Annotated in this window: 25 protein-coding genes; 19 read left to right on the top strand and 6 right to left on the bottom strand. The window is 64.8% G+C overall.

All coding sequences use genetic code 11. The annotated features are described in order from the left end of the window. The first annotated feature begins 8 nt into the window (after positions 1–8). Complete coding sequence (gene flgL, locus CHU94_RS00630) at positions 9–1,259, top strand: flagellar hook-associated protein FlgL (RefSeq protein ID WP_094475688.1); 1,251 nt, start codon at positions 9–11, stop codon at positions 1,257–1,259. A gap of 3 nt (positions 1,260–1,262) precedes the next feature. Then, entirely contained in the window at positions 1,263–2,483 is a 1,221-nt protein-coding gene (locus CHU94_RS00625) for an HDOD domain-containing protein (protein WP_094475686.1), read from the top strand. 71 nt (positions 2,484–2,554) lie between these two features. Here the strand turns inward: CHU94_RS00625 and CHU94_RS00620 are convergent, their stop codons facing one another. From CHU94_RS00620 to CHU94_RS00605, 4 genes are read right to left on the bottom strand one after another with little or no spacing between them, the layout of a single operon-like run. Continuing rightward, the gene (locus tag CHU94_RS00620; RefSeq protein ID WP_094475684.1) at positions 2,555–3,061 is read right to left on the bottom strand and encodes a GNAT family N-acetyltransferase; all 507 of its coding nucleotides are present in this window, start codon (positions 3,059–3,061) and stop codon (positions 2,555–2,557) included. 2 nt (positions 3,062–3,063) lie between these two features. Then, complete coding sequence (locus CHU94_RS00615) at positions 3,064–3,369, bottom strand: NIPSNAP family protein (protein ID WP_094475682.1); 306 nt, start codon at positions 3,367–3,369, stop codon at positions 3,064–3,066. 29 nt (positions 3,370–3,398) lie between these two features. Beyond that, entirely contained in the window at positions 3,399–3,764 is a 366-nt protein-coding gene (locus CHU94_RS00610) for a DUF4087 domain-containing protein (RefSeq protein WP_094475680.1), read from the bottom strand. Continuing rightward, a complete protein-coding gene (locus tag CHU94_RS00605) occupies positions 3,761–5,209 on the bottom strand; it encodes a PLP-dependent aminotransferase family protein (protein ID WP_094475678.1) in 1,449 nt (482 codons plus the stop codon). Before CHU94_RS00605 ends, CHU94_RS00610 begins: the two co-directional genes overlap by 4 nt. 99 nt (positions 5,210–5,308) lie before the next feature. Between CHU94_RS00605 and CHU94_RS00600 the strand changes: the two genes are divergently transcribed. From CHU94_RS00600 to CHU94_RS00525, 16 genes are all read left to right on the top strand, one after another. Next, positions 5,309–5,944 (top strand): LysE family translocator, encoded by a 636-nt coding sequence (locus CHU94_RS00600; RefSeq protein ID WP_094475676.1) that lies wholly within the window; start codon positions 5,309–5,311, stop codon positions 5,942–5,944. Next, complete coding sequence (locus tag CHU94_RS00595; protein ID WP_094475674.1) at positions 5,941–6,864, top strand: DMT family transporter; 924 nt, start codon at positions 5,941–5,943, stop codon at positions 6,862–6,864. The genes CHU94_RS00600 and CHU94_RS00595 overlap by 4 nt, the downstream gene beginning before the upstream one ends. Further along, positions 6,861–7,463, top strand: coding sequence for a LysE family translocator (locus CHU94_RS00590; RefSeq protein ID WP_094475672.1), 603 nt, complete (start codon positions 6,861–6,863; stop codon positions 7,461–7,463). Before CHU94_RS00595 ends, CHU94_RS00590 begins: the two co-directional genes overlap by 4 nt. Positions 7,464–7,473: 10 nt before the next feature. After that, positions 7,474–7,803, top strand: a complete 330-nt coding sequence (locus CHU94_RS00585; RefSeq protein ID WP_094475670.1) for a DHCW motif cupin fold protein — start codon at positions 7,474–7,476, stop codon at positions 7,801–7,803. Between the two features lie 42 nt (positions 7,804–7,845). Next, positions 7,846–9,072: a PLP-dependent aminotransferase family protein gene (locus CHU94_RS00580; RefSeq protein ID WP_094475668.1), complete on the top strand. Its 1,227-nt coding sequence runs from the start codon at positions 7,846–7,848 to the stop codon at positions 9,070–9,072. A 2-nt stretch (positions 9,073–9,074) separates the two neighbouring features. After that, positions 9,075–9,698 (top strand): glutathione S-transferase family protein, encoded by a 624-nt coding sequence (locus tag CHU94_RS00575; protein ID WP_094475666.1) that lies wholly within the window; start codon positions 9,075–9,077, stop codon positions 9,696–9,698. Positions 9,699–9,722: 24 nt separating this feature from the next. Then, complete coding sequence (locus tag CHU94_RS00570; protein ID WP_094475664.1) at positions 9,723–10,595, top strand: PhzF family phenazine biosynthesis protein; 873 nt, start codon at positions 9,723–9,725, stop codon at positions 10,593–10,595. A gap of 16 nt (positions 10,596–10,611) precedes the next feature. After that, on the top strand, positions 10,612–11,550 hold the full coding sequence (locus CHU94_RS00565) for a PhzF family phenazine biosynthesis protein (protein ID WP_094475662.1): 939 nt from the start codon (positions 10,612–10,614) through the stop codon (positions 11,548–11,550). Further along, on the top strand, positions 11,550–12,212 hold the full coding sequence (locus tag CHU94_RS00560) for a LysE family translocator (protein WP_094475660.1): 663 nt from the start codon (positions 11,550–11,552) through the stop codon (positions 12,210–12,212). The genes CHU94_RS00565 and CHU94_RS00560 overlap by 1 nt, the downstream gene beginning before the upstream one ends. A gap of 25 nt (positions 12,213–12,237) precedes the next feature. After that, on the top strand, positions 12,238–13,209 hold the full coding sequence (locus CHU94_RS00555; RefSeq protein WP_094475658.1) for a threonine dehydratase: 972 nt from the start codon (positions 12,238–12,240) through the stop codon (positions 13,207–13,209). 48 nt (positions 13,210–13,257) lie between these two features. After that, entirely contained in the window at positions 13,258–13,896 is a 639-nt protein-coding gene (locus CHU94_RS00550; RefSeq protein WP_094475656.1) for a LysE family translocator, read from the top strand. 119 nt (positions 13,897–14,015) lie between these two features. Next, positions 14,016–14,684: a histidine phosphatase family protein gene (locus CHU94_RS00545; protein ID WP_094475654.1), complete on the top strand. Its 669-nt coding sequence runs from the start codon at positions 14,016–14,018 to the stop codon at positions 14,682–14,684. A gap of 332 nt (positions 14,685–15,016) precedes the next feature. Continuing rightward, entirely contained in the window at positions 15,017–16,204 is a 1,188-nt protein-coding gene (locus CHU94_RS00540; RefSeq protein ID WP_255033712.1) for an ammonium transporter, read from the top strand. Positions 16,205–16,228: 24 nt separating this feature from the next. Beyond that, complete coding sequence (locus CHU94_RS19325) at positions 16,229–16,576, top strand: hypothetical protein (protein WP_217901274.1); 348 nt, start codon at positions 16,229–16,231, stop codon at positions 16,574–16,576. 46 nt (positions 16,577–16,622) lie between these two features. After that, a complete protein-coding gene (locus tag CHU94_RS00530; protein ID WP_255033702.1) occupies positions 16,623–17,018 on the top strand; it encodes a hypothetical protein in 396 nt (131 codons plus the stop codon). After that, positions 17,015–18,001, top strand: coding sequence for a CapA family protein (locus CHU94_RS00525; RefSeq protein WP_094475650.1), 987 nt, complete (start codon positions 17,015–17,017; stop codon positions 17,999–18,001). The genes CHU94_RS00530 and CHU94_RS00525 overlap by 4 nt, the downstream gene beginning before the upstream one ends. A 111-nt stretch (positions 18,002–18,112) precedes the next feature. Here CHU94_RS00525 and CHU94_RS00520 read toward each other — a convergent pair whose 3' ends face one another. Then, on the bottom strand, positions 18,113–18,943 hold the full coding sequence (locus CHU94_RS00520; RefSeq protein WP_094475648.1) for a creatininase family protein: 831 nt from the start codon (positions 18,941–18,943) through the stop codon (positions 18,113–18,115). 38 nt (positions 18,944–18,981) lie between these two features. Beyond that, the gene (locus CHU94_RS00515) at positions 18,982–21,000 is read right to left on the bottom strand and encodes an ATP-binding protein (protein ID WP_094475646.1); all 2,019 of its coding nucleotides are present in this window, start codon (positions 20,998–21,000) and stop codon (positions 18,982–18,984) included. 111 nt (positions 21,001–21,111) lie between these two features. Here CHU94_RS00515 and CHU94_RS00510 point away from each other — a divergent pair, with 111 nt between their 5' ends. Then, positions 21,112–21,441, top strand: coding sequence for a DUF167 family protein (locus CHU94_RS00510; protein ID WP_094475644.1), 330 nt, complete (start codon positions 21,112–21,114; stop codon positions 21,439–21,441). The last annotated feature ends 39 nt before the right edge of the window (positions 21,442–21,480 follow it).

Raw genomic sequence — 21,480 nt, 5'->3', positions numbered from 1 at the left:
CGACCACCATGGCCACTTCTTTATCTCGCCTGGGCACGGCCAATACCTACGACCTGGCGATGCGCAACCTCACGGCACGGCAAACCAAGCTGGCCGACCTGCAAGAGAACCTGACCTCCGGCAAACGTGTGGTGCGCGCCAGCGACGACCCCACCGGCGCCGCCCAGGCCGAGCGTTCGCTCACCCGTCTGGCCCGCATTGCCACCGACCAGCGTGCGCTGGAGGCACAAAAGAACTCCATCGCCTCGGCCGAAAGCACCTTGGGCGACATCACCAGCGCGCTGCAACGGTTCCGCGAACTCACCGTGAACGCAGGAAACGGCAACAACACCGCCGCCGAACGCCGCACCATTGCCGTGGAACTGCAAGGCCTGCGCGAGCAGGTGCTGACCATGGCCAACCGCAAAGACAACAACGGCCTGCCCCTGTTTGCTGCCCTGGGCAGTGGCCAGGTGCCCTTTGCCGGCCCCAACTCGCCGCCCGCCGACTACAGCTTTTTGGGCCTGCCTGGCCAAGCCGCGGCCAGCGAAAACGCCATCCCTGGCACGCTCGATGGCGAGAGCGCCTTCATGCTGCAAGCCCGCCGCGACGGCGCCTATAACGTCACCCTGTCCCAGATTCCGACCGACCGCACACTGCAGACTGGCCCCGTCACGGTGGTCGACCCCACCTTGGTCAACGGCTCCAGCTACTCCATCACCATCGATGCCGTGTCTACGGTGGCCGGCACCACCACGGTGACCTATAGCGTGGCTGAAGGCCCACCCGTGGCCGGCCCCACGCAGTCGGGCCTGACCGCGTCCTTCCCGTCCAACCTGCCACCCAGCTTCACCATCACAGCCATGCCCGGCCTGTCGATGACCGTGAATGGCCTGCCTGTGGCCGGGGACACCATCACCGTGGACACCAGCCCCAGCATCTTCAGCGTCATGGACGACGCCATCCGCGACATCGGCAGCGCAGTCAACGCCAACGCCGCCTCGCAAGCGGTGGCCCAGGCGCTGGGCAACCTGGACATTGGCATGGAGCGGATATCTGCCGTACGCGGCCAGGCCGGTGACCTGCTCAACCGGGCCGACCGCATCACCTCCACGCAAGAGTCGCGCAGCATCCAGCTGGAAGCCGACCGCTCCCGCGCCGAAGACCTGGACATGATCAAAGGCATTGCCGACTTCCAGAACCAGCAAACCGGCTATTCGGCCGCGCTGCAGTCCTATGCCCAGGTGCAAAAGCTGTCGCTATTCAACTTCATTGGATAAGCCATGAGCAACTCCGTGCTGGGCAGCGTGACCATGGGCTACCAACCCGTGTGGAACGCCTGGCGCCAACGCTGCGCCACACGCCTGGTGGTGGAGCCCAACCTCAGCAGCGCGGTGGACGCGCAGCACCTGCTGCACACCCTGCACGAACTCTGGCCCGCCGGCCTGGACGCTCAAATTCTGGTGGTGCACACCCCCGGACTGCTCAGCGACCTGCTGGACCATGCGCCGGCCCAAGGCATGTGGCTGGAGATTCCGGACCCCTGGCTGGGCGACGCCCTGCTGGCGGGCCGCATGCGCAAAGCCCAGCAACGCGGCGTGCGCCTGCTCTGGCGCGGCGAAGCCGGCCACCCACCCACTGGCGAACTGCAAAACCTGTTTCACAAAACCCTGCGCAGCATCAGCCCGCATGAGGCGCTAGCTGCCCTGCGCGCTGCGCTGCAGCGCACCCACGACGGCGGCAACACCCACGGCCATTGGACCTCGCCCATCTTGCCGGGTGAACTGTACGAGGGCTTGGCCAGCCAAGCCCTGGTGGAACACGCCCTGGACCACCAAGCCGCCTGGGGCGTGGCCGGCTGGCCCACTGAGGAAATGCTCTACGGCTACCGCTACAAACAAATTCAGCCCGCGCGCCAGCTGCTGCTGGACCTGGTACACGCCATCGATGCCGACGAATCGCTGGAAGCCCTGGAGCACCGCCTGGGCGACGAGCCGCTGCTGACGTACCGCTTCCTGCGCTACGCCAATTCCGCCGCGCTGTCCTTGCGCACCGAGATCGGCAGCGTTCGCCAAGGCCTCATGACGCTGGGCTACAGCCGCCTGCGCGCCTGGCTCATGGAGCAAATGCCCCACGCCAGCGCAGACGCCAACCTGCAGCCCATCCGCGCCGCCATCGTGCTGCGCGCCCGCATCATGGAGCGGCTGGCCGATGCCGGCATTGAAGACGACCTGCGCCGCGAAGTGTTTTTGTGCGGCATCTTTTCGCAGGTGGACCTGCTGCTGGGCGAAACCCTGGGCGCCGCCCTGCACCGCCTGCCCCTGCCCGGCCGGGTGGCCTCTGCCATCCTGGGCCAAACCGGCCCCTACGCCCCCTGGCTGGAAACCGCCAGCGCCTTGGAGAGCGGCAACACCAAAGTCATCCGCGACGTCTGCCGGGCCCACAGGCTGGAGGCCGACGAGGTCAACCGCGCCTTGCTGCGCTCCCTGGCTGCACAGGCCTGAATTTCAAACCTTTTAGGCCTTGCAAGCCGTGGTTATTGCGCAAACAGCTATGAAATACATAGCAACAATAACTATGCCACGGCATCAAATGCAGCGTGGTACTGCACCGTACCCACCGGCAGCGCGCCACCAAAACCCATGGCCATGAAGTACTCAGGAGGTACGCCGTCCAGCACCAGGCCAGGATGGGGGGCAAAGCCAAAACGAGCGTAGTAGCCAGGATCGCCCAGAAGCACGCACCCGGCCGCACCCAGGTCCTGCAGGTCCGTCAGCGCGCGCCGCATGAGTTGGCTGCCAACCCCTTGCCCCTGCGACGACGGCAAGACGGAAATCGGCCCCAGGCCGTACCAGCCGGTGCTGCCATCGGACACGGTGACCGGCGACAACGCCACATGGCCCAGCAGCAAGGCACCGTCCACGGCCACCAGCGACAGGCTGAGTTGGCCCGCTGCGCGCAAGGCATTGATGATGAACTGCTCGGTGTGGCTGGTGTGCGCGGCGTGCAGAAAGGCCGCGGCCGTGAGCGCCGTGATGGCATCGATGTCGGCCGGGGTTTCGGGGCGGATCTGCATGGCCATGATCAGCGGAACACCGGGCGGAAAAACGTGCGCTCGTAACTCAGGATGCAGCGTGTCTCTTCGGCATAGCGAAAAGCGGCTTGGCATTCGGCGTCCTGCATGGACTGCAGGCGGTAGGTCTCGTAGGCGGCCAGGCTGGGAAAGGTAAACATAGCCAGCGCAATGTTGTTGGCGCCTTCGGACGGCAGGAAGTAGCCGTGGTGCTGACCGCCATAGCGCTCAACCAGCGGAATCCAGAGCTTGCCGTAGTGCTCGAACTCGGCAATCTTGTAGGGGTCGATCACGTAGCGCAGATAGCAGGTCACCATAGGGGAGTCTCCAATGAAAGTTGATAGGTTTAGCCGGGCGGCTTGCCCAGCGCTGGGTCGGCGCGGCACTGCTGCAGAGGGCGCGCCTGGGCGCTGACGATCTTCAGCACCTGCCGGGTTGTGGGGTTAACGGTCACGCGCAGGCAGGCGCAGCCGTAGCCATAGCTGCCGTTGCCGCGCACTTTCTGCCGCGCAGGAATCTCGGGCCAGTCGCCCTCGGCCTGGTGCCCGCCCTGGATGGCCACCTCCCACGCGCCATCGCGGTCGATGAGCCAGGCGTTGCCGGGGCTGGGGTTGTCCCACCAGCCGCAGCGTGTTTGCACGGGCTCGGCGCCTCCCGCGTGTGCAGCACCTGCCAGGCCCAAGGCCACCACCAGCAACCAGGGCCGGCTCATGCGCCCACCTGTTCGTCGCGCAGGCGCGCAAAGGTTTTCCAGAACTGCGCCTCTTGCGTGCTGGCAAAGTTGATGCGCATCAGGCTGCTGGGTGTGCGCTGGGCGTGGAACAGGGCGCCGGGCGCCAGCAGGTAGCCTTCGTCCAGCATGCGCTGGCTCAGGGCGTCGGTGTCCACCCCGGTTTCCACCCAGCCAAACAGGCCCACGGGGTCGGACGCAAACGTGCAGCCATGCGCCAGCGCCAGCTTCACGCTGCGCGCCCGTGCCGCATCGAGCTGGGTGCGGATGCGCTCGGCATGGCGGCGCAGCTGGCCTTGGTCGATGCACCAGGCCAGCGCTTTCTCCAGCAGCGCAGGCGTGGTCAGGGTGGACAGCAGCTTGGTGTCCAGCAGGCGCTCGGCCAGGTCTTTGGGCGCGGCCAGGTAGCCCACGCGCCAGTTGGGCGCCAAGATTTTGGCAAAGCCGCCCACGTAGATGGTGCGCTGCAGGCCGTCCAGCGCGCACAGGCGGGTGGCGTGTTCGGGGGCAAAGTGGCTGTAGGTGTCGTCTTCAACAATGTGAAAGTCGTGCTGGTTGGCCAGTTGCAGGATGCGGTAGGCGCTGCTGGGCGAGAGGCAAAACCCGGTGGGGTTGTGAAACACACTCACACTCACAAACAGCTTGGGGCGGTGCGCCTCGCAGTAGCGCGCCATCACCTCCAGGTCGGGCCCGTCGGCGCGGCGCGGCACCGGCAGGATGCGCATGCCCAGCGAGTCGAGCCGCGCAAACTCGATGGCCCAGCCGGGCTCTTCCACCATCACGTAATCACCCGCGCGCAGCAGCGTGCGACTCACCACGTCCAGCGCGTTGGTGGCACCCACGGTGGTGATGATTTGCTCGGGCGCGGCGTGTACCGACAGGCCCGCCAGCTTGGTGGACAACGCGCGGCGCAAGCCGATGTCACCTGCGGGCTCGCCGTACTGCAATGAGAACGCGTTGAGCGCCTCCACACTGCAGCTGCGCCGTACCGCCGTGGCCAAAAAGGTGGACTGCAGCCATTCCTTGGGCAGCACGCCCATGCCGGGCTGGGGCTTGTTGCTCACGCCCTTGAACATGCCGCGGATCAGCGCCGTGGCGTTGAGTGGCGCGTAGCGCTGGGGCACGGTGAGCATGAGGTTGGCAACGCCGTGTGCTCCTGAATCAATAGCTGCTTGCGCACCACCCACGGCCACGGAGGGCAATTCGCGCACATAAAAGCCGCGGTTTTTGCGCGCCTCCACCAGGCCTTGGGCCAGCAGCTGGTCGTAGGCGCCCACCACGGTGGACGGGCTCACCCCCTGCTGCTGCGCACACAGGCGCACCGAGGGCAGGCGCGCACCCGGCGCCAGCAGGCGGTCGCGGATGCGCTGGGCAAACAGCGCCGCCAGTTGTTCGGCCAGGCTTTGGGCCGCAGTTTTCATGAGCATGGGGTGTCCTCTGTGCTGGCCGTGCCAGCAATACAGTTGTGATTCTGTTTGCACAAACTGTACTGCAAGTGTGTTGTTTTTCAAAGTACAGTGAATCGCATGTTCACCACGTTTACCGCTGCCGAATTCACCGCGCTGTTGCTGCTCTCCACCGCGGCCAGCTTCACCCCAGGGCCCAACACCACGCTGTCCACCGCACTGGCGGCCAACCGGGGGCTGCGCGGCGCGCTGCACTTTGTGCTGGCCGTGCCACTGGGCTGGGGCCTGCTGTTCACGCTGTGTGCCGGTGGCCTGGGCGCGCTGGTGGTGGCCTTGCCGCTGCTGCGCAGCGCCATCCAGTGGCTGGGCATAACCTACCTGCTGTGGCTGGCCGTGAAGCTGGCCCGCGCCAGCAGCCTGGGGGAAGCGGGTGCGAGCCGCCTCAACGTGAGCTTTTGGCAGGGCGTGGCGCTGCAGTTTCTCAATATCAAGGCCTGGATGCTGGGCCTGACGGTGACCGCCGGCTGGCTGGCCGGGCGCGAGGATGTGCTGGCGCGTTTTGCCATCACGCTGCCGCTGATGCTGGCCTTTGGTTTCTTCAGCAACCTGCTCTATGCCGCCATGGGCTCGCTCTTACGCGACTGGCTCAGCGGCCCGGTGGTGGCCGGTGTGGCCACAGCGCAGCGGCTGCGCTGGTTCAACCGCGGCATGGCTGCCGTGTTGGTGGCCACGGCCGCCTGGATGGGATCGTTATGAACACTTCACACACTGCCAACCTCAAAAAGGGCCTGTGGCTGGGCCTATTGGGCATCACCATGTTTGCCATGACCCTGCCCATGACCCGCCTGGCCGTGGGCACGCCCGAGGCGCCGCTGATGTCGGGCCTGTTCATCGCGGTGGGCCGCGCCGTGGTGGCAGGCCTGCTCTCCGCACTGTTGCTGTGGTGGAGCAAGGCGCCGCTGCCGCCGCGCGACACCTGGGGCCCGCTGGTGCTGGTGGCACTGGGGGTGGTGTTTGGGTTTCCCATCTTCACCTCCATCGCCATGCGCCATGTGGAGGCGGTGCACGCCAGCGTGATGGTGGGCGTGCTGCCACTGGCCACTGCGGTGGTGGGCGCCTTTTTGAACCGGCAGCGGCCGTCTACCGGCTTTTGGGTTTGCGCACTGGCCGGCACGGCGCTGGTGGTGGCGTTTGCTGTGCTGCGCTCGGGCCACAGTGGCCTGTCGCTGCAAATGGCCGATGTGCTCTTGCTGCTGGCCATGGCCTGTGCGGCCGTGGGCTACGGCCATGGCGGGCGGCTCTCGCAGCGCATGCGGGCCGAGCATGTGATTTGCTGGGCGCTGGTGATTGCGCTGCCCATCAACCTGCCGCTGGCGGTGTGGCAATTCCCCAGCGTGGCGCTGCCCGCCAGCGCCTGGGTGGCGTTTGCCTATGTGTCGGTGTTTTCCATGTGGCTGGGCTTTTTTGCCTGGTACAAGGGCCTGGCCCTGGGCGGCACGGTGCGCGTGAGCCAGGTGCAGCTGCTGCAGCCTTTCCTGGGCATGCTGTTTGCCGTGCCGCTGCTCGGTGAGCGGCTGGACGCAGTGACCGTGGGCTTTGGCGTGGCGGTGATTGCCACGGTCTTCATCGGCCGGCGCATGCCGGTGCAAACCCCTGTGAAAGCAGCCGTTGCATGACCTACGACCTGTTGATCGCCGCGGCCTTGTTCCTCATCGTGAGCTCCGTCACACCAGGGCCCAACAACACCATGCTGATGGCATCGGGGGTGAACTTTGGCGTGCGCCGCTCACTGCCACACCTGCTGGGGGTGCAAATCGGCTTTACTGTGATGCTGCTGTGCGTGGGTCTGGGCCTGCATGCGGTGCTGGACCGGTTTCCGGCGCTCTACCAGCTGATGCGCTGGGGCGGCGCGGCCTACCTGCTGTGGCTGGCCTGGAAGCTGGCCACGGCCCGCCCCGCCAGTGCCGACCCCGATGCGCCCGCCGCACAGCCGCTGGGCTTTTGGGGCGCAGCCGCCTTCCAATGGATCAACCCCAAGGCCTGGGTCATGATCGTCACCGCCATGAGCGCCTACCTGCCGCCCGACGCTACTCTGCCCCAGGTGCTGCTGCTGGCGCTGATGTCGCTGGTGCTGGGCAGCCCCTGCTCGGCGGTGTGGCTGGGCTTTGGCCAGGCCATGCGCGGCCTGCTGCAAGACCCGCGGCGCCTGCGCATCTTCAACATCACCATGGCACTGGCCCTGGTGGCCTCGCTCTACCCCATGCTGAGAAGCTGAAAGCCGCGTAATGGAACTGCACAACATTCCCTTTGGCACCACCGACTGGTCCACCATCCCCGCCGAAGAAAAAAGCGCCCAGTCTGGCCGCGCGCTGTGGCGCACGCAACACTTTGGCTGTGTGCGGGTGCGCATGGTGGAGTACACGCCGGGCTACGTGTCGGACCACTGGTGTGTCAAAGGCCACATCCTGCTGTGCCTGCAGGGCGAGCTGCACACCGAGCTGGAAGACGGCCGCAGCTTCACCCTGCGCCCCGGCATGAGCTACCAAGTGGCCGACAATTCAGAACCCCACCGCTCAACCGCGCCCCTGGGTGCCACCCTGTTTGTGGTGGACTGAGCGAACACTGACAAGACGACCCCGAATTTCTCTGGAGCTTTTATGACGCAATGGACCCTGGCCGAACGTGCCGCCAAGATGAACCCCTCGGTGATCCGCGAGATCCTCAAAGTGACCGAGAAGCCCGGCATCATCAGCTTTGCCGGCGGCCTGCCCAGCAGCAAGACCTTCCCCGTGGCCGAGTTTGAAGCCGCCTGCGCCAAGGTGCTCAAGGACGACCCCGCAGGCGCCCTGCAATACGCCGCTTCGGAGGGCTACGGCCCCCTGCGCGAACTGGTTGCTGCGCAGCTCAAAGCCCAAAGCGCCGCCGCTGGCGTGACCTGGAACGTAGACCCCGCGCAGGTGCTCATCACCACCGGCTCGCAGCAGGGCTTGGACCTGGTCGCCAAAATCTTGATCGACAAGGAAAGCAAAGTGCTGGTCGAATCCCCCACCTACCTGGGCGCGGTGATGGCATTCACCCCCATGGAGCCGAACGTGGTGAGCGTGGCCAGCGACGACGAAGGCGTGAACATTGCCGACCTGGCTGCCAAGTCGGCCGACGCACGCTTTTTGTATGTGCTGCCCAACTTCCAGAACCCCACCGGCCGCAGCATGACTGAAGCGCGCCGCGCGGCCCTGAGCGCGGAGGCCGCCCGCAGTGGCCTGCCCATCATGGAAGACAACCCCTATGGCGACCTGTGGTTTGACCAGGCGCCCCCCGCGCCGCTGACTGCCCGCAACCCCGAGGGCGGCATTTACCTAGGTTCCTTCTCCAAGGTGCTGGCGCCCGGCCTGCGCATGGGCTTTATCGTCGCACCCAAGGCGGTGTACCCCAAGCTCTTGCAAGCCAAGCAAGCAGCCGATTTGCACAGCCCCGGCTTCAACCAGCGCCTGATTTATGAGGTGATGCAAAACGGTTTCCTGGACCGCCATGTGCCCACCATCCGCAGCCTCTACAAAGCTCAGCGCGACGCGATGTTAGAAGCACTGGCCAAGCACTTCCCCGAATCGCAAGGCCCGGACTCTGCCAATGCCGACAGCACCTTCACCTGGAACACCCCGGCCGGTGGCATGTTCTTGTGGGCACGTTTGCCTGCTGGCATGAACGCCGTGGACCTGCTGCCCCATGCCGTGGACAAGGGCGTGGCCTTTGTGCCCGGTGCACCGTTCTACGCCGGCAATGCCGATGCCCGATCCATGCGCCTGAGCTTTGTGACCCCCAGTGTGGAAGAGATCCACCGCGGTGTGGCCGCACTGGCCGAAGCCATTCACGCCCAAAGGAGCTGAACATGACGGTCCATATCTGGGGGCGCCTGAGTTCGCTCAACGTACGCAAGGTGGTGTGGGCAGCGCAAGAAACCGGCGTCGCCTTTACCCGCAGCGATGCGGGCATGGCCTTCGGGGTGGTCAAAACCCCCGAATACCTGTCCATGAACCCCAATGCGCTGGTGCCCACGCTGCAGGACGGCGACTTCACGCTCTGGGAGAGCAACGCCATCGTGCGCTACCTCTGCGCAAAGTATGGGAATGCCGAGCTTTATCCCGAAGACTTGGCGCAACGTTTTGACGCCGAGCGCTGGATGGACTGGCAACAGACCACCCTGAACCGCGACAGCGGTGGCGCTTTTCTGCAATGGTTCCGCACGCCGGCTGACAAGCGCGACCCGGCGGTGATTGCCCGCTCCACCGCCGCCACCGAGCCGGCCATGGCCCAGCTCAACGACCATTTGGCCACCCGCACCTGGATGTGCGGCGAGCACTTCAGCATGGCCGACATTCCCGTGGCCTGCGATGTGCACCGCTGGTTCGCCCTGCCCCAGCCCCGGCCTGATTGGCCGCACCTGGAGCGCTGGTTTGCGGCCATCTTGGCGCGCCCCGCTACACGCGGTGTGCTCGACCTCCCTATTTCATAACGCTCAACCCTAGAAAGGCTCCTCGTGCCCCAGCTCCGCCCCTTCGCCCAAGTCGATGTGTTCACTGCCCAGCCGTATCTGGGTAACCCGCTCGCCGTCGTACTCGACGGTAGTGGCCTGAACGATGCGCAGATGCAGGGCTTTGCACGATGGACCAATTTGAGCGAGACCACGTTTTTGCTGCCGCCCAGCCCCGAGGCGGCGGCGCAGGGTGCGGACTACCGGGTGCGCATCTTCACCCCCGGCGGCGAGCTGCCCTTTGCCGGCCACCCCACATTGGGCAGCTGCCACGCCTGGCTGGAGGCCGGTGGCACGCCCCGAGCCAAAGACCGCATCGTGCAAGAGTGCGCCAAAGGCCTGGTACAAATCTGCCGCGATGGCACGCGCCTGGCCTTTGCAACCCCTTCGTTCCAGCGCAAAAACCCCAGCCCTGGCTTGCTGGCGCAGGTGGCCCATGCGCTGGGCCTGACGGCCAAGCAAATCATCTCGGCCCAGCACCTGAGCAACGGCACCGACTGGCTGGGCGTGCTGGTGGACGACATGCAGTCTGTGCTGCAACTGCAGCCTGACCACCCCGCCCTCAAGAACTTGGGCGTCAAAGTAGGCGTAGCCGCCGTAGATACTGCGCGAGCAGCTCCTGATTCCATAGCAAGCAAACTGGAAGTACGTGCCTTTGCCGCACTCAACGGCATCAATGAAGACCCGGTCACCGGCAGCCTGAACGCCAGCCTGGCCCAGTGGCTGATTGCGGACGAATACATGCCCGCCAGCTACGTGGTGCACCAGGGCACCTGCATCCAGCGCGATGGCCGCATCCACATCCGCCAGGATGCCAGCGGTCAGGTCTGGGTGGGCGGTGACTCGGTCACCTGCATACGCGGCACAGCCACCCTGTAACCCGACGAGACAGCCCATGACCCCACGCGCCTACCAACAAGTCGACGTCTTCACCCGCATCCCCTACCTCGGCAACGCCTTGGGCGTGGTGATGGACGGCAGTGGCCTCAGCGACGAAGAGATGCAGGCTTTCGCCCGCTGGACCAACCTGAGCGAGACCACTTTTTTGCTGCCCCCCAGCCCCGCAGCGGCGGCCCAGGGCGCGGACTACCGGGTGCGCATCTTCACCCCCGCCGATGAGCTGCCGTTTGCCGGCCACCCCACGCTGGGCAGCTGCCACGCCTGGCTGCAGGCGGGCGGCACGCCCAAGGCGGCTGGAACTATCGTGCAAGAGTGCGCCAAAGGTTTGGTGTCTCTGCGCCGCGACGGCACGCGCCTGGCCTTTGCCGCGCCCAGCCTACAACGCACCACGCCCGATGCCGCGCTGATCGCCCGTGTGGCCGCGGCCCTGGGCCTGCAGCCGCAACAGATTCTGGCAGCCCAGTGGCTCAACAACGGCCCCACCTGGCTGGGCCTGCTGCTGGACAGCATGGACACCGTGCTCAGCCTGCAGCCCGACGCCGCCGCCCTCAAGGGTTTGGTGCCTGGTGTGGGCGTAGCCGGCATAGAAAGTGCGCCAGCAGCTCCTGATTTGATAGTGCGCAGCAACCGCGAGGCGCGGGCCTTCGGTAGCCGCGACGCTGGCGCCAGCACCGCGGATGACGACACGCCCACCGTGGAGGTGCGCTTTTTCGCACCCGACATCGGCGTGCTGGAAGACCCGGTCACCGGCAGCTTCAACGCCAGCTTGGCCCAGTGGCTGATTGCAGACGGCATCGCCCCCGCCCGCTACGTGGCCGCCCAGGGCACCTGCATAGGCCGTGCCGGCCGCGTCTACATTGAGCAAGACGCGCAGGGCCAGGTGTGGGTGGGTGGTGATTCGGTTACGTGCATTGAAGGAAAGGTCACGCTGTGATGGCGCCGCAGGATGCGTGGCTGCACGCCCCCATGGCCGCGCAACTCGCGCTGGCTTGGACCACCTATTTGATCGGCACCGCCAGCCCCGGCCCGAGCAACATGGCCATCATGGGCATGGCCATGAACGCCGGACGCCGCCCCGCGCTGTGGCTGACGCTAGGGATTTTGAGCGGCTCGTGGTTCTGGGGCGTATTGGCGGCACTGGGCATTTCGCAACTGCTGGCCAGCTTCGGGGCCGGGCTCATCGCCATGAAAGTGCTGTGCGGTTTGTATTTGCTGTGGCTGGCCCTCAAGTCGGGCCGCGCGGCCATGCAGCCCAAAGCTGCGGCCGCAGCGGGCACACCGCAGGCGGTGGATGCGCGCAGCCTGTATGTGCGTGGTTTGGCCATGCACCTCACCAACCCCAAAGCCGTTTTGAGCTGGCTGGCCACGGTCACGGTGGGCATCCCGGCCGGCGCCTCGCCCCACCTGGCCTGGGTGGTGGTGGGTGGCTGCATGGTCATGGGGGTGGCCATCTTCGGCGGCTATGCGCTGGCGTTTTCTACCCCTGCCGCACGCCGCGTCTATGCCCGCGCCCGCCGCGGGCTGGAAGGCTTGCTGGCCGCCGTGTTCGGCATAGCCGGTCTGCAGCTGCTGCGCACCAGCACCCACGCACATTGAATTTCACACTGCTTCAGGACCCACCATGACTGCCAACGCCCTACTCCCCACCTTGCAAGACATCGAAGCTGCGGCCCAGGTGGTGTACCGCGAATTCGGCCCTACGCCGCAGTACCGCTGGGGCCAGCTCTCCAGCCTGCTGGGCGCCACCTGCTGGGTCAAGCACGAAAACCACACGCCGGTGGGCGCTTTCAAAATCCGCGGCGGCCTGACCTACTTTGACCAACTGGCCCAACGCGGTGCGTTGCCCGCCGAGGTTATCAGCGCCACGCGCGGCAACCACGGCCAGAGCATCGGCTGGGCCGCACGGGCGCACGGCGTGCCCTGCACCATCGTGGTCCCGCACGGCAACTCGGTAGAAAAGAACGCCGCCATGCGCGCACTGGGCGTCACCCTCATCGAACACGGCACCGACTTTCAAGAGAGCCGCGAGTTCGCCATCCAATTGGCCCAAGACCGTGGCGCCCACATGGTGCCCAGCTTCCATCCCGACCTGCTGCGCGGCGTGGCCACCTACTGGTGGGAGCTGCTCAAGGCCGCGCCGGAGTTGGACGTGATCTACGTGCCCATCGGCCAGGGCTCAGGCGCCTGCAGCGCCGTGGCCGCCAAACGCGCGCTGGGCCACCAGGCCCGCATCGTCGGCGTGGTGAGCGCACACGCCACCACCTATGCCGATTCATTCGCAGCCGGCAAGGTGGTGGAAGCGCCCGTGACCACCCAACTGGCCGACGGCATGGCCTGCCGCGTCGCCGACCCTGAAGCCCTAGAGATATTGATGGGCGCCATCGATCACATCGTGCAAGTGACCGACAACGAAGTCGCCCAAGCCATGCGCAACATCTTCGCCTGCACCCACAACGTGGCCGAAGGCGCGGGGGCTGCGAGCTTTGCCGCCGCGATGCAAGAACGCGCCAGTTTGCAAGGGCAAACGGTGGGGATCACCTTGTGCGGGGGAAATGTGGACTCGGCGGTATTTGCCGAAGTGCTACGCGGCTAGTTTTTCGCAAGAAGCCATCACCAATCCCTCGTCCCCATTCACTGCACCATGATTGCCACTCAACAGCTTCTGATCTTTGCTGCCGCAGCCTTGCTGATGGCGATCACACCCGGGCCCAACATGATTTATCTCATCTCGCGCTCCTTGTGCCAAGGGCGCCGGGCGGGTGTCATGTCGTGGTGTGGCGTGGTTCTGGGCTTTTCGGTGCACATGCTGTGTGCTTCTGTCGGCCTCACCGCTCTTTTCATGGCAGTGCCCATGGGCTACGAATTGTTGAAATTAGCCGGGGCTCTGTATTTAGCCTGGCTGGCGTGGCAAGCGGTACGCCCCGGAGCTCGTTCTCCCTTCGAACCCAACGACCTGCCGGCCGAACCACCCCACAAGCTGTTTGTCATGGGTTTTCTCACCAGCGCCCTGAACCCGAAAGTGGCGGTTTTCTACCTCTCTGTCTTGCCCCAGTTCATTGCCCCTGAGTCAGGTTCGGTGTTCGTGCAAAGCTTGGTGCTGGGCTTTACCCAAGTCTTCATCGGCTCCAGCGTCAATTTGATGGTCACCCTCTCCGCGGCAGCCATGGCAAGCTGGTTCGCGCAGCATCGCTTGTGGCTCGCCATTCAGCGCTATGTCATGGGTCTGGTGCTAGGGGCTCTGGCGGTCAAACTCTTGACGCAACAGCGTACGGGAACATGAACCTCGCAAGCCAGTTTCCTCCCCCCGATATTCGGACGCTTTGAAGTGCGCTCCTAATTTCATAGCTGCTGTCGCACATTTAACAAGCGCCAAGTGCCAATTCGGCTTAAATCTACGCCATGGGAAATCTCTATCTGGTGCGGCACGGGCAGGCTTCTTTCGGGGCTGAGGATTACGACAAACTGAGTGAGCTCGGCCACCAGCAGAGCGTGCGGCTGGGAGAGTACTTTGCCCACAAAGGGCTGCAGTTCGAGGCGGTGATCACTGGCACGCTCAAGCGCCACGCGCAGACGTGGGCGGGCATCGCCAAGGGTGCGGGCCTCACGCATGAGGCGCTGGAATGGCCGGGACTCAACGAGTACGACAGTGCAGCGGTGATCCACGCCATTCACCCCGCTCCGCTGGAGAAAGCGGATACGCCCGAGATGTACCGCCACCACTTCCGCCTGCTGCGCGACGGCCTGACGCAGTGGATGAATGGGGTGGTGAGCCCGCAGGGCATGCCGAGTTACGGCGCGTTTGTGGAAGGCGTGACCAGCGCACTCGACCATGTGCGCCAGCGGCACACGGGCAATGTGCTGATCGTCACCAGCGGCGGCCCCATTTCCACCGCCGTGGGGCACATCCTGGGCACCACACCCGAGACGACGATTGAGCTGAACCTGCGCATCCGCAACAGCTCCATCACCGAGCTGGCCTACACGCCCAAGCGCCACATGCTGGTGACCTACAACACGCTGCCGCATCTGGACGACGCAGCCTACACAGACTGGGTGACGTACTCGTAGGCATGCGCCGGTGCCGACTGGCACGCCTTGTGCTTTGAAGCCTCTGTTGGACCGCACAGAGGAACACGATGCACCGATTCGGAACGAAGTGGGTTGCCCCTTGCTTGGGCATGTGGATGCTGGCCTGGAGCCTGTCGGCCCCAGCACAAACAGCGGCTAGTGGCACGGTAGCAGAGACACCGGTGGCCGCCTCAACCCCGGCAGAGCCCCCTGTGGCAGTGGCCCCTGCGGCGGCGGCCGACGCAGCAACAACGCCCCCAGCGGCACCACCTGCACTCACAAAACCCAGCTTGGTAGCCCAGGGCAGCCTGAACGCTGCCGACACCGCCTGGATGATGACCAGCACCGCGCTAGTACTGCTGATGACACTCCCCGGCATTGCCCTGTTCTACGGCGGCATGGTACGCAAGAAAAGTGTGATCAACACCATGGCCAGTGTGGTGGCCATTGCTGCCATGGTGAGCCTGTTGTGGTTTGCGGTGGGCTACTCGCTGGCGTTCACGCCCGGCAGCGCCTGGCTGGGTGGCACCGACCGGATGTGGTTTACGGGTCTCAACTATTTAAAAGAGGCTGGCACGGTAGCGGTCAGCCATGTGGCGCCCAACATCCCCGAGTCGGTCTACGCCATGTTCCAGCTCACCTTTGCCATCATCACCGGCGCACTGATTGTGGGCGCCTTTGTGGAGCGCATGCGCTTCTCGGCCATGTTGTGGTTCGTGGGCATGTGGTCCATCGTGGTGTACGCACCGATTGCCCACTGGGTATGGGAGCCCGGTGGCTGGCTGGTGCAAATGGGGGTGCTGGACTTTGCGGGTGGCTCAGTGGTGCACATCAATGCAGGCATATCGGGCCTGGTGTGTGCCTACATGCTGGGCGCGCGCAAGGGCTACGGCAAGGAACCGTTTGAACCCTTCAACCTGGGACTGACCATGGCTGGAGCGGGCCTGCTGTGGGTAGGCTGGTTTGGCTTCAATGCAGGTTCGGCCGTGGCGTCTGACGGCCGCGCAGGCCTGGCCATGGCGGTCACCCACATTGCCGCATCGGCCGGAGCTATGGCCTGGATGTTTGGCGAATGGATCATGCGCGGGCGGCCTTCGCTGCTGGGCCTGTGCTCGGGGCTGGTGGCCGGTCTGGTGGCCATCACACCGGCGGCAGGTTTTGTCACGCCCGGTTCTGCGGTCATTTTTGGCGGCGTGGCCGGGCTGGCCTGCTACTGGGGTGCTACCGGGCTCAAACGCATGCTCAATGCCGATGACTCTCTGGATGTATTTGGCGTGCATGGCATTGGCGGCATTGTGGGCTCGTTGATGACGGGCTACTTTGCCAGCAAGAACATATCGGGTGTCAGTGGCAGTGTGGCCACGCAGGCGCTGGGTGTGCTGGTGGTGCTGGTTTACAGCGGTGCCATGAGCTGGGCGCTGCTGTGGCTGACCAAAGTGATAGTGGGCCTGCGGGTGGACGACAACGCCGAACTCACAGGCCTGGATGTATCCCAGCACCGGGAGCACATGGGAGCCTGACGGAATAACCCCAAGGAATGTTGCATGTTGAACAGTGAAAAACTGGCGATTGCCGCCCATTTGCATGTGCTGCTGCGCCGCAAGACCGGCCGCGTGACCGACACCGAATGGATGGCCAGCAACACCGAGTACGCCGCCGAAATCGTGCGTTTTGCCCGCGCCAGTGCGGCGGAGGACGGCCACACCGACCTGGCAGAGTGGGCCGCCAAGCTGGAGCTGGCCATGGTGCCGGTTCACGCTCCCCGCACGGCGCGCAGCGGTCTGCTGGGTGTCATCGGCAGTGTGGCTAAACCGGCCATGCCCGGCGCCTCGGACTCACTCATGGGGGCCAGTGAGCAGGACGCGCACCGCTACATCCGCGGAATCCGCTAAGCCTCTGCGGGCTAGGCCCTGTGCGAGCGTGACGCACAATGCCGCCATGCCCAAGACCTCGCACCTTGCCTTTGCCTGCGCAACCGCCTTTGCCCTGACGGCTGCCCACGGCACGCCGACCCTGCGCTGCCAGCTCACCTATGCCGGTAGTACCCAAACGCTGGATGCCACACCCGTGCGCAATCCCTACCCTGTGGCGTCGGTGGATGTGGGCGGGCGCTTTCGGTTCAAGGTCGTGGCGGTGGGTGAAGGCACCCAGCTGGAGTACATCAAGCTCTATGCCTACCTGGACACCAGGCGTCAGCCCGTCTTGGTGCAGCAGGCCACGTACCTGCCGCCATTCGTCAACACCTCCTCGCTAACCGGCAAACAGTTTGTCTATGCCGGTGAGGTGGAGCGGGAACTGCAGTACGAATGCGGCCTGCAGGGGGTGGCCCCATGATGCGCGCACTGCTACGGCTTTGCGGCTGGGGGATGGCGGGTTGCTTGTGCGTGGCGACTGTGCTGGCCCAGACCGCGCCCGTGACACTGGTGTTTGCAGGCGACATCGTGCTCGACGACGATGCGGGCCGCATGATCGAGCGCGGGCAGGACCCGTTTGCGGGCTTTGCCACACTTTTCAAAAACGCGGACATTCGCCTGGGCAATCTGGAGTGTGTGGTCGCCACCACCGGATCGGCTGGCGACAAAAACTACACCTTCCGCGCCCACCCACGCGCACTCCCTGTACTCAAGCGCCACTTTGACGCCATGGCCCTGGCCAACAACCACTCGGGTGACTACGGGCGCGAGGCCTTTGCCGAGATGCTGGGCCTGATGCGCCAGGTCAAGCTGGACTACTTTGGCGGCGGTCACACCCTGCAAGAAGCGCACACCCCACTGATCATCGAGCGCAAGGGGCTGCGTATTGCGCTGCTGGGTTACAACGAATTCATGCCGCGCAGCTTTGAGGCCGACTTTGATGCACCCGGATCCGCCTGGAGTGAGGACGAGCAGGTGGTGGCTGACATACGCGCCGCCCGCAGCGTGCACAAGGCGGACCTGGTGATTCCGGTGATGCACTGGGGCTGGGAAAACGAGACGGTGGCCAATGCCCGCCAGCGCCAGCTGGCCCGCCTGATGGTGGATGCCGGGGCGGATGTGGTGATTGGCGGCCACCCGCACGTGACGCAAGACATTGAGCACTACCGGGGCAAACCGATTGTCTACAGCGTGGGCAATTTTGTGATGAAGGAAACCGACAACGCCAACCAGCGCGTGGGCTGGGTGCTGCGATTGCGCCTGGACGCGGCGGGTGTGCAAGCTTTTGACACACGGGTGGCACGCATTGACATGCAAGGTATTCCTACACCCGACGTCAACACCGCCAGCCCCTGCTGGCAACGCGGCGATGCCGCCGTGAGGCAGTGCCGCAACCCGGACTAGCATTTCGTCCAGAGCAGCGGAGCGTGGGGGCAACAACTCGCCGCCGGGCCGCCCCAAGGCGAGTTAGCCCCCTTGGGGGGCAGCGACCCGCGCAGCGGCGGAGCGTGGGGGCTAATTCTGCAGCGTATCGGCTGGTAGCTGGTGGATTTCGGCCAACGTTTGCGCCAGCGCACGTCCTGCAGCATCGAGCACCGCCCGACCTTTTTCGGCGGTGGCGGCGGCGGCATTGCCCACCGCACCAGACGGGTTGTAGTCCTGGATCTGCCAGCCCAGTTTGGCGCTTCTGCCATTGCCCAAAATCGCAAAGCGTTTGGCGCGTTCTTCGGAGGTGGAGGCAAAGTTTTGCGCTTGGTCCATGGCCACCTGCTGCGGCGCCAAGGCCAGCATCATGGAGGTTTCAATCTCCCCGGCGTGGATGCCAAAGCGGTGCTCGTGTGCGCTGAACAAGGCGTTCACATCTTCGCCCGCCGTCCCGGTAAGCGGCAGGCCAAACCAATTCACGCTGTATACCAACATGCCAAGGCGGGCACGCAGGTCACGGGCCACCACATCCAGCAGGCCGACCTGGCCACCATGTGAATTGAGCAGCACCAGTTTCTTCACGCCCGTGGCCGCCACACTCTCGCCCAATTCGGTCCACAGGCGAATCACAGTCTCGGCCTTGAAAGTCAGCGTGCCGGCAAATTGCGCATGCTCGGGGCTGAAACCCACCGCTTGTGTGGGCAAAAACAAGGCGGGTACCTCGGCCGGAATATGGGGCACGGCGGCTGCCACCACGCCATCTACCAGGGCGGTGTCCACGCGCAGAGGGAGGTGGGGGCCATGTTGCTCGGTAGCGGCTACTGGCAGGACGGCAATGGTGGCGCCCAAGCGGCCATCGGCCTGGCACTGCGCAAAATCACGGGTGCTCCAGTCGGCCCAGAAACGGGAAGGGTTGTGCATGCGCCTATCTTAGAGCCTGAGCCTGCATGCAGGCCGGGCTACTGCGCCAGGGCCTCGGGCTCAGGTTGATCAAACGCGACGACCGGCGCCAAGCGCGGCAGCACCATGCTGAAGGTGGCGCCCTGGCCCGGGTTGCTGGCCACATGCACCGTGCCGCCCAGCGATTTGGTCACCAGGTTGTAGACGATGTTGAGGCCCAAGCCACTGCCGCCTTGGCCCAGCTTGGTGGTGAAAAACGGGTCGAACACCCGCGGCAAATGGGCGGCAGGGATACCCACGCCGTTGTCGCGCACCTGCAATTGCACCGAACCATCTGGGGTCAGGCTGGCACTGACCCGCACAATACCGAGCTCCACGCCCTCAAAGGCATGCAGCAGCGCGTTGTTGATGAGGTTGGTCAGCACCTGTCCCAGCGGGCCGGGGTAGCTGTCCATGACGATGCCATCGGCAATGTCGCACTCGACCTGGTGGTTGGACTTGCGAATGGTGGGGCCTAGCGTGAGGAGGATTTCGCTGACGGTGGACTGCAAGTCAAAACTGCGGCGGTTCAGGCTGGTCTGGTCTACCGCCACCTGCTTGAAGCTGGACACCAGTTCGGCCGCGTGCTGCAAGCCACGCATGAGGATGCCCGCGCCTTGCCGGGTGTTGCCCACAAACTCTTCCAATTTGCTGCGCGTGAGGCCTTGGACCATGCTGTTGCCAAAGGCATTGGCATGGTCTTGCAGGGTGCTGGCCACGGTCAAGCTGTTGCCAATCGGCGTATTGAGTTCGTGCGCAATACCTGCCACCAGCGAGCCCAGGGCCGACATTTTTTCGGCCCGCACCAGCTCGCCCTGTGCGGCAGTGAGCTGGGCCAGTGTGCTGGAAAGCTCTTGTGTACGCTCCTGCACGCGGTGCTCCAGCGTGGCATTGAGCTGCAGGATGTTTTCTTCGTAGCGGTGCTTGGCCGTGATGTCGTCAAAGGCCATGATGAGCACACGCTCTCCACCCAGCACCACCATGCGTCCCGAGAGTTCACACAACATCTCGGCCCGCGTCACGCCGTGCAGCATCCAGGCCCGGTAACCAAGCAGCTCGCCGCGCTCCTGCAGGATGCGATTGCCCTCTTCGCGCTGGGCCACGTCTTTCCAGATGCCAGTGCGAGAGCCGTTGGAGCCAATGGCCACCTCGCGCTCGATGCCGAATACCCGCACCCAGGCGCTGTTCACATCCATGGTCTGCATATCGTTATCCATCACCCGTGAGACCGACATGGACACCGGCGAGGCATCAAAAATTGCCTTGAACTTGGTCTGGCTGACCCGCAAGGCTTCCTCAGTGCGGGCGCGCTCGGTCAGCTCTTGCTGCAAGGCCTGGGTCTTTTGCTCGCGTTCGGCCATCAGCGCTGCCAGGTCCATGCGCATGGTGTCCAGTGCGTGGCCCAGTTCGCCCATCTCGTCTTTGCGCTGGGGGGACAGCGGCAGAGCCAGCTCGCCGCGCGCCAGGCGGCGGGCATCTTCGCGCAGCTCCAGCAGGGGCTTGAGCACCCGGCGGTTGAACAGGGGCCAGATCACCAAAAACGCCAGCGCCATCTGCAGCACCAGCGCCAGCGCAAAACGCAGAAGGTCCTGGCGCAACTCGCGCTCGATGCGCTGGGAGGTCATTTCCACCGTGAGGCGGCCCACCCGGGTACCGTTGTAAATGATGTCGCGCTGGTCGCTGAGCGTGGCGCCGGGGGACAGGTTGTCGTTGTGCTTGCGCACAAATACATCTTGGAATTCGTCCGTGACCGTCACACTGACCACATCGGGGTTGCGCATCACGGCGTCCACCAGCTCGCTGGCCACGCCGCGATCCAGGTTCCACACCGCCACGGCCATGCCGCGCGACAGCACCTCGGCGTACTGGCGCATCGGTGCTTCCACACGCAGGGCCACCTCGGTCTGGAGTTTGGCAGTGACCTGAAAGTAGGCCAAAAACAGCGCGGGCAACAGAATGCCCAGCGCCACGCCCAGCATCAGCGTCTGGCGCAAGGACAAGACGGGAAAACGCGCTGCAAAACCGGCTGGCTGGGGCAAAACTGCTCACTCCCTGGTGATGAAAGCTGTTGTGGTTGCGCAAAGTATCAACGCCCACCTTGGCACAGGTCAAGCAAAAGACATACACAGCGTGCCCTCTATGATGCGCGCATGTCTTCCCCGCGCCCCCGCAACGCCACCGGCGACTCCTTTTTTGCCTGGGAAGGCGACACCCTGATCGTCAACATCCTGGGCAAACCGGCCGCCAGCAAAGACGCCATCGGCAAGCCCAAAGGCACCCAGCTCAAGGTGAGCGTGACCGCAGCGCCGCAAAACGGCAAAGCCACCGACCACATGGTGCGCTACCTGGCCCCGCTGTTTGGCGTGGCGGTGGCCGACATCACGGTGGTGTTTGGCCAGGAAAATGTGAACAAGCAGCTGCGCATCCGTGCACCCAAAAAGCTGCCGGCCGTGTTCACCGCCGTCACCCCGCCCCAGTGAACGCCCCCGGAACTATTGGGCTCGCCGCAGCTCCCACCC

It is taken from the genome of Rhodoferax sp. TH121 (genome assembly GCF_002251855.1).
Classification (GTDB): domain Bacteria; phylum Pseudomonadota; class Gammaproteobacteria; order Burkholderiales; family Burkholderiaceae_C; genus Allorhodoferax.
The sequence above is the reverse complement of the archived record's forward strand: the minus strand, read 5'-3'. Positions and strand labels throughout refer to the sequence as shown.

Coding starts and splice junctions, on each gene's coding strand:
- flgL (WP_094475688.1), top strand. CDS start 9: ATGGCCACTTCTTTATCTCGCCTGGGCACGGCCAATACCTACGACCTG.
- CHU94_RS00625 (WP_094475686.1), top strand. CDS start 1,263: ATGAGCAACTCCGTGCTGGGCAGCGTGACCATGGGCTACCAACCCGTG.
- CHU94_RS00620 (WP_094475684.1), bottom strand. CDS start 3,061: ATGGCCATGCAGATCCGCCCCGAAACCCCGGCCGACATCGATGCCATC.
- CHU94_RS00615 (WP_094475682.1), bottom strand. CDS start 3,369: ATGGTGACCTGCTATCTGCGCTACGTGATCGACCCCTACAAGATTGCC.
- CHU94_RS00610 (WP_094475680.1), bottom strand. CDS start 3,764: ATGAGCCGGCCCTGGTTGCTGGTGGTGGCCTTGGGCCTGGCAGGTGCT.
- CHU94_RS00605 (WP_094475678.1), bottom strand. CDS start 5,209: ATGCTCATGAAAACTGCGGCCCAAAGCCTGGCCGAACAACTGGCGGCG.
- CHU94_RS00600 (WP_094475676.1), top strand. CDS start 5,309: ATGTTCACCACGTTTACCGCTGCCGAATTCACCGCGCTGTTGCTGCTC.
- CHU94_RS00595 (WP_094475674.1), top strand. CDS start 5,941: ATGAACACTTCACACACTGCCAACCTCAAAAAGGGCCTGTGGCTGGGC.
- CHU94_RS00590 (WP_094475672.1), top strand. CDS start 6,861: ATGACCTACGACCTGTTGATCGCCGCGGCCTTGTTCCTCATCGTGAGC.
- CHU94_RS00585 (WP_094475670.1), top strand. CDS start 7,474: ATGGAACTGCACAACATTCCCTTTGGCACCACCGACTGGTCCACCATC.
- CHU94_RS00580 (WP_094475668.1), top strand. CDS start 7,846: ATGACGCAATGGACCCTGGCCGAACGTGCCGCCAAGATGAACCCCTCG.
- CHU94_RS00575 (WP_094475666.1), top strand. CDS start 9,075: ATGACGGTCCATATCTGGGGGCGCCTGAGTTCGCTCAACGTACGCAAG.
- CHU94_RS00565 (WP_094475662.1), top strand. CDS start 10,612: ATGACCCCACGCGCCTACCAACAAGTCGACGTCTTCACCCGCATCCCC.
- CHU94_RS00560 (WP_094475660.1), top strand. CDS start 11,550: ATGGCGCCGCAGGATGCGTGGCTGCACGCCCCCATGGCCGCGCAACTC.
- CHU94_RS00555 (WP_094475658.1), top strand. CDS start 12,238: ATGACTGCCAACGCCCTACTCCCCACCTTGCAAGACATCGAAGCTGCG.
- CHU94_RS00550 (WP_094475656.1), top strand. CDS start 13,258: ATGATTGCCACTCAACAGCTTCTGATCTTTGCTGCCGCAGCCTTGCTG.
- CHU94_RS00545 (WP_094475654.1), top strand. CDS start 14,016: ATGGGAAATCTCTATCTGGTGCGGCACGGGCAGGCTTCTTTCGGGGCT.
- CHU94_RS00540 (WP_255033712.1), top strand. CDS start 15,017: ATGATGACCAGCACCGCGCTAGTACTGCTGATGACACTCCCCGGCATT.
- CHU94_RS19325 (WP_217901274.1), top strand. CDS start 16,229: ATGTTGAACAGTGAAAAACTGGCGATTGCCGCCCATTTGCATGTGCTG.
- CHU94_RS00530 (WP_255033702.1), top strand. CDS start 16,623: ATGCCCAAGACCTCGCACCTTGCCTTTGCCTGCGCAACCGCCTTTGCC.
- CHU94_RS00525 (WP_094475650.1), top strand. CDS start 17,015: ATGATGCGCGCACTGCTACGGCTTTGCGGCTGGGGGATGGCGGGTTGC.
- CHU94_RS00520 (WP_094475648.1), bottom strand. CDS start 18,943: ATGCACAACCCTTCCCGTTTCTGGGCCGACTGGAGCACCCGTGATTTT.
- CHU94_RS00510 (WP_094475644.1), top strand. CDS start 21,112: ATGTCTTCCCCGCGCCCCCGCAACGCCACCGGCGACTCCTTTTTTGCC.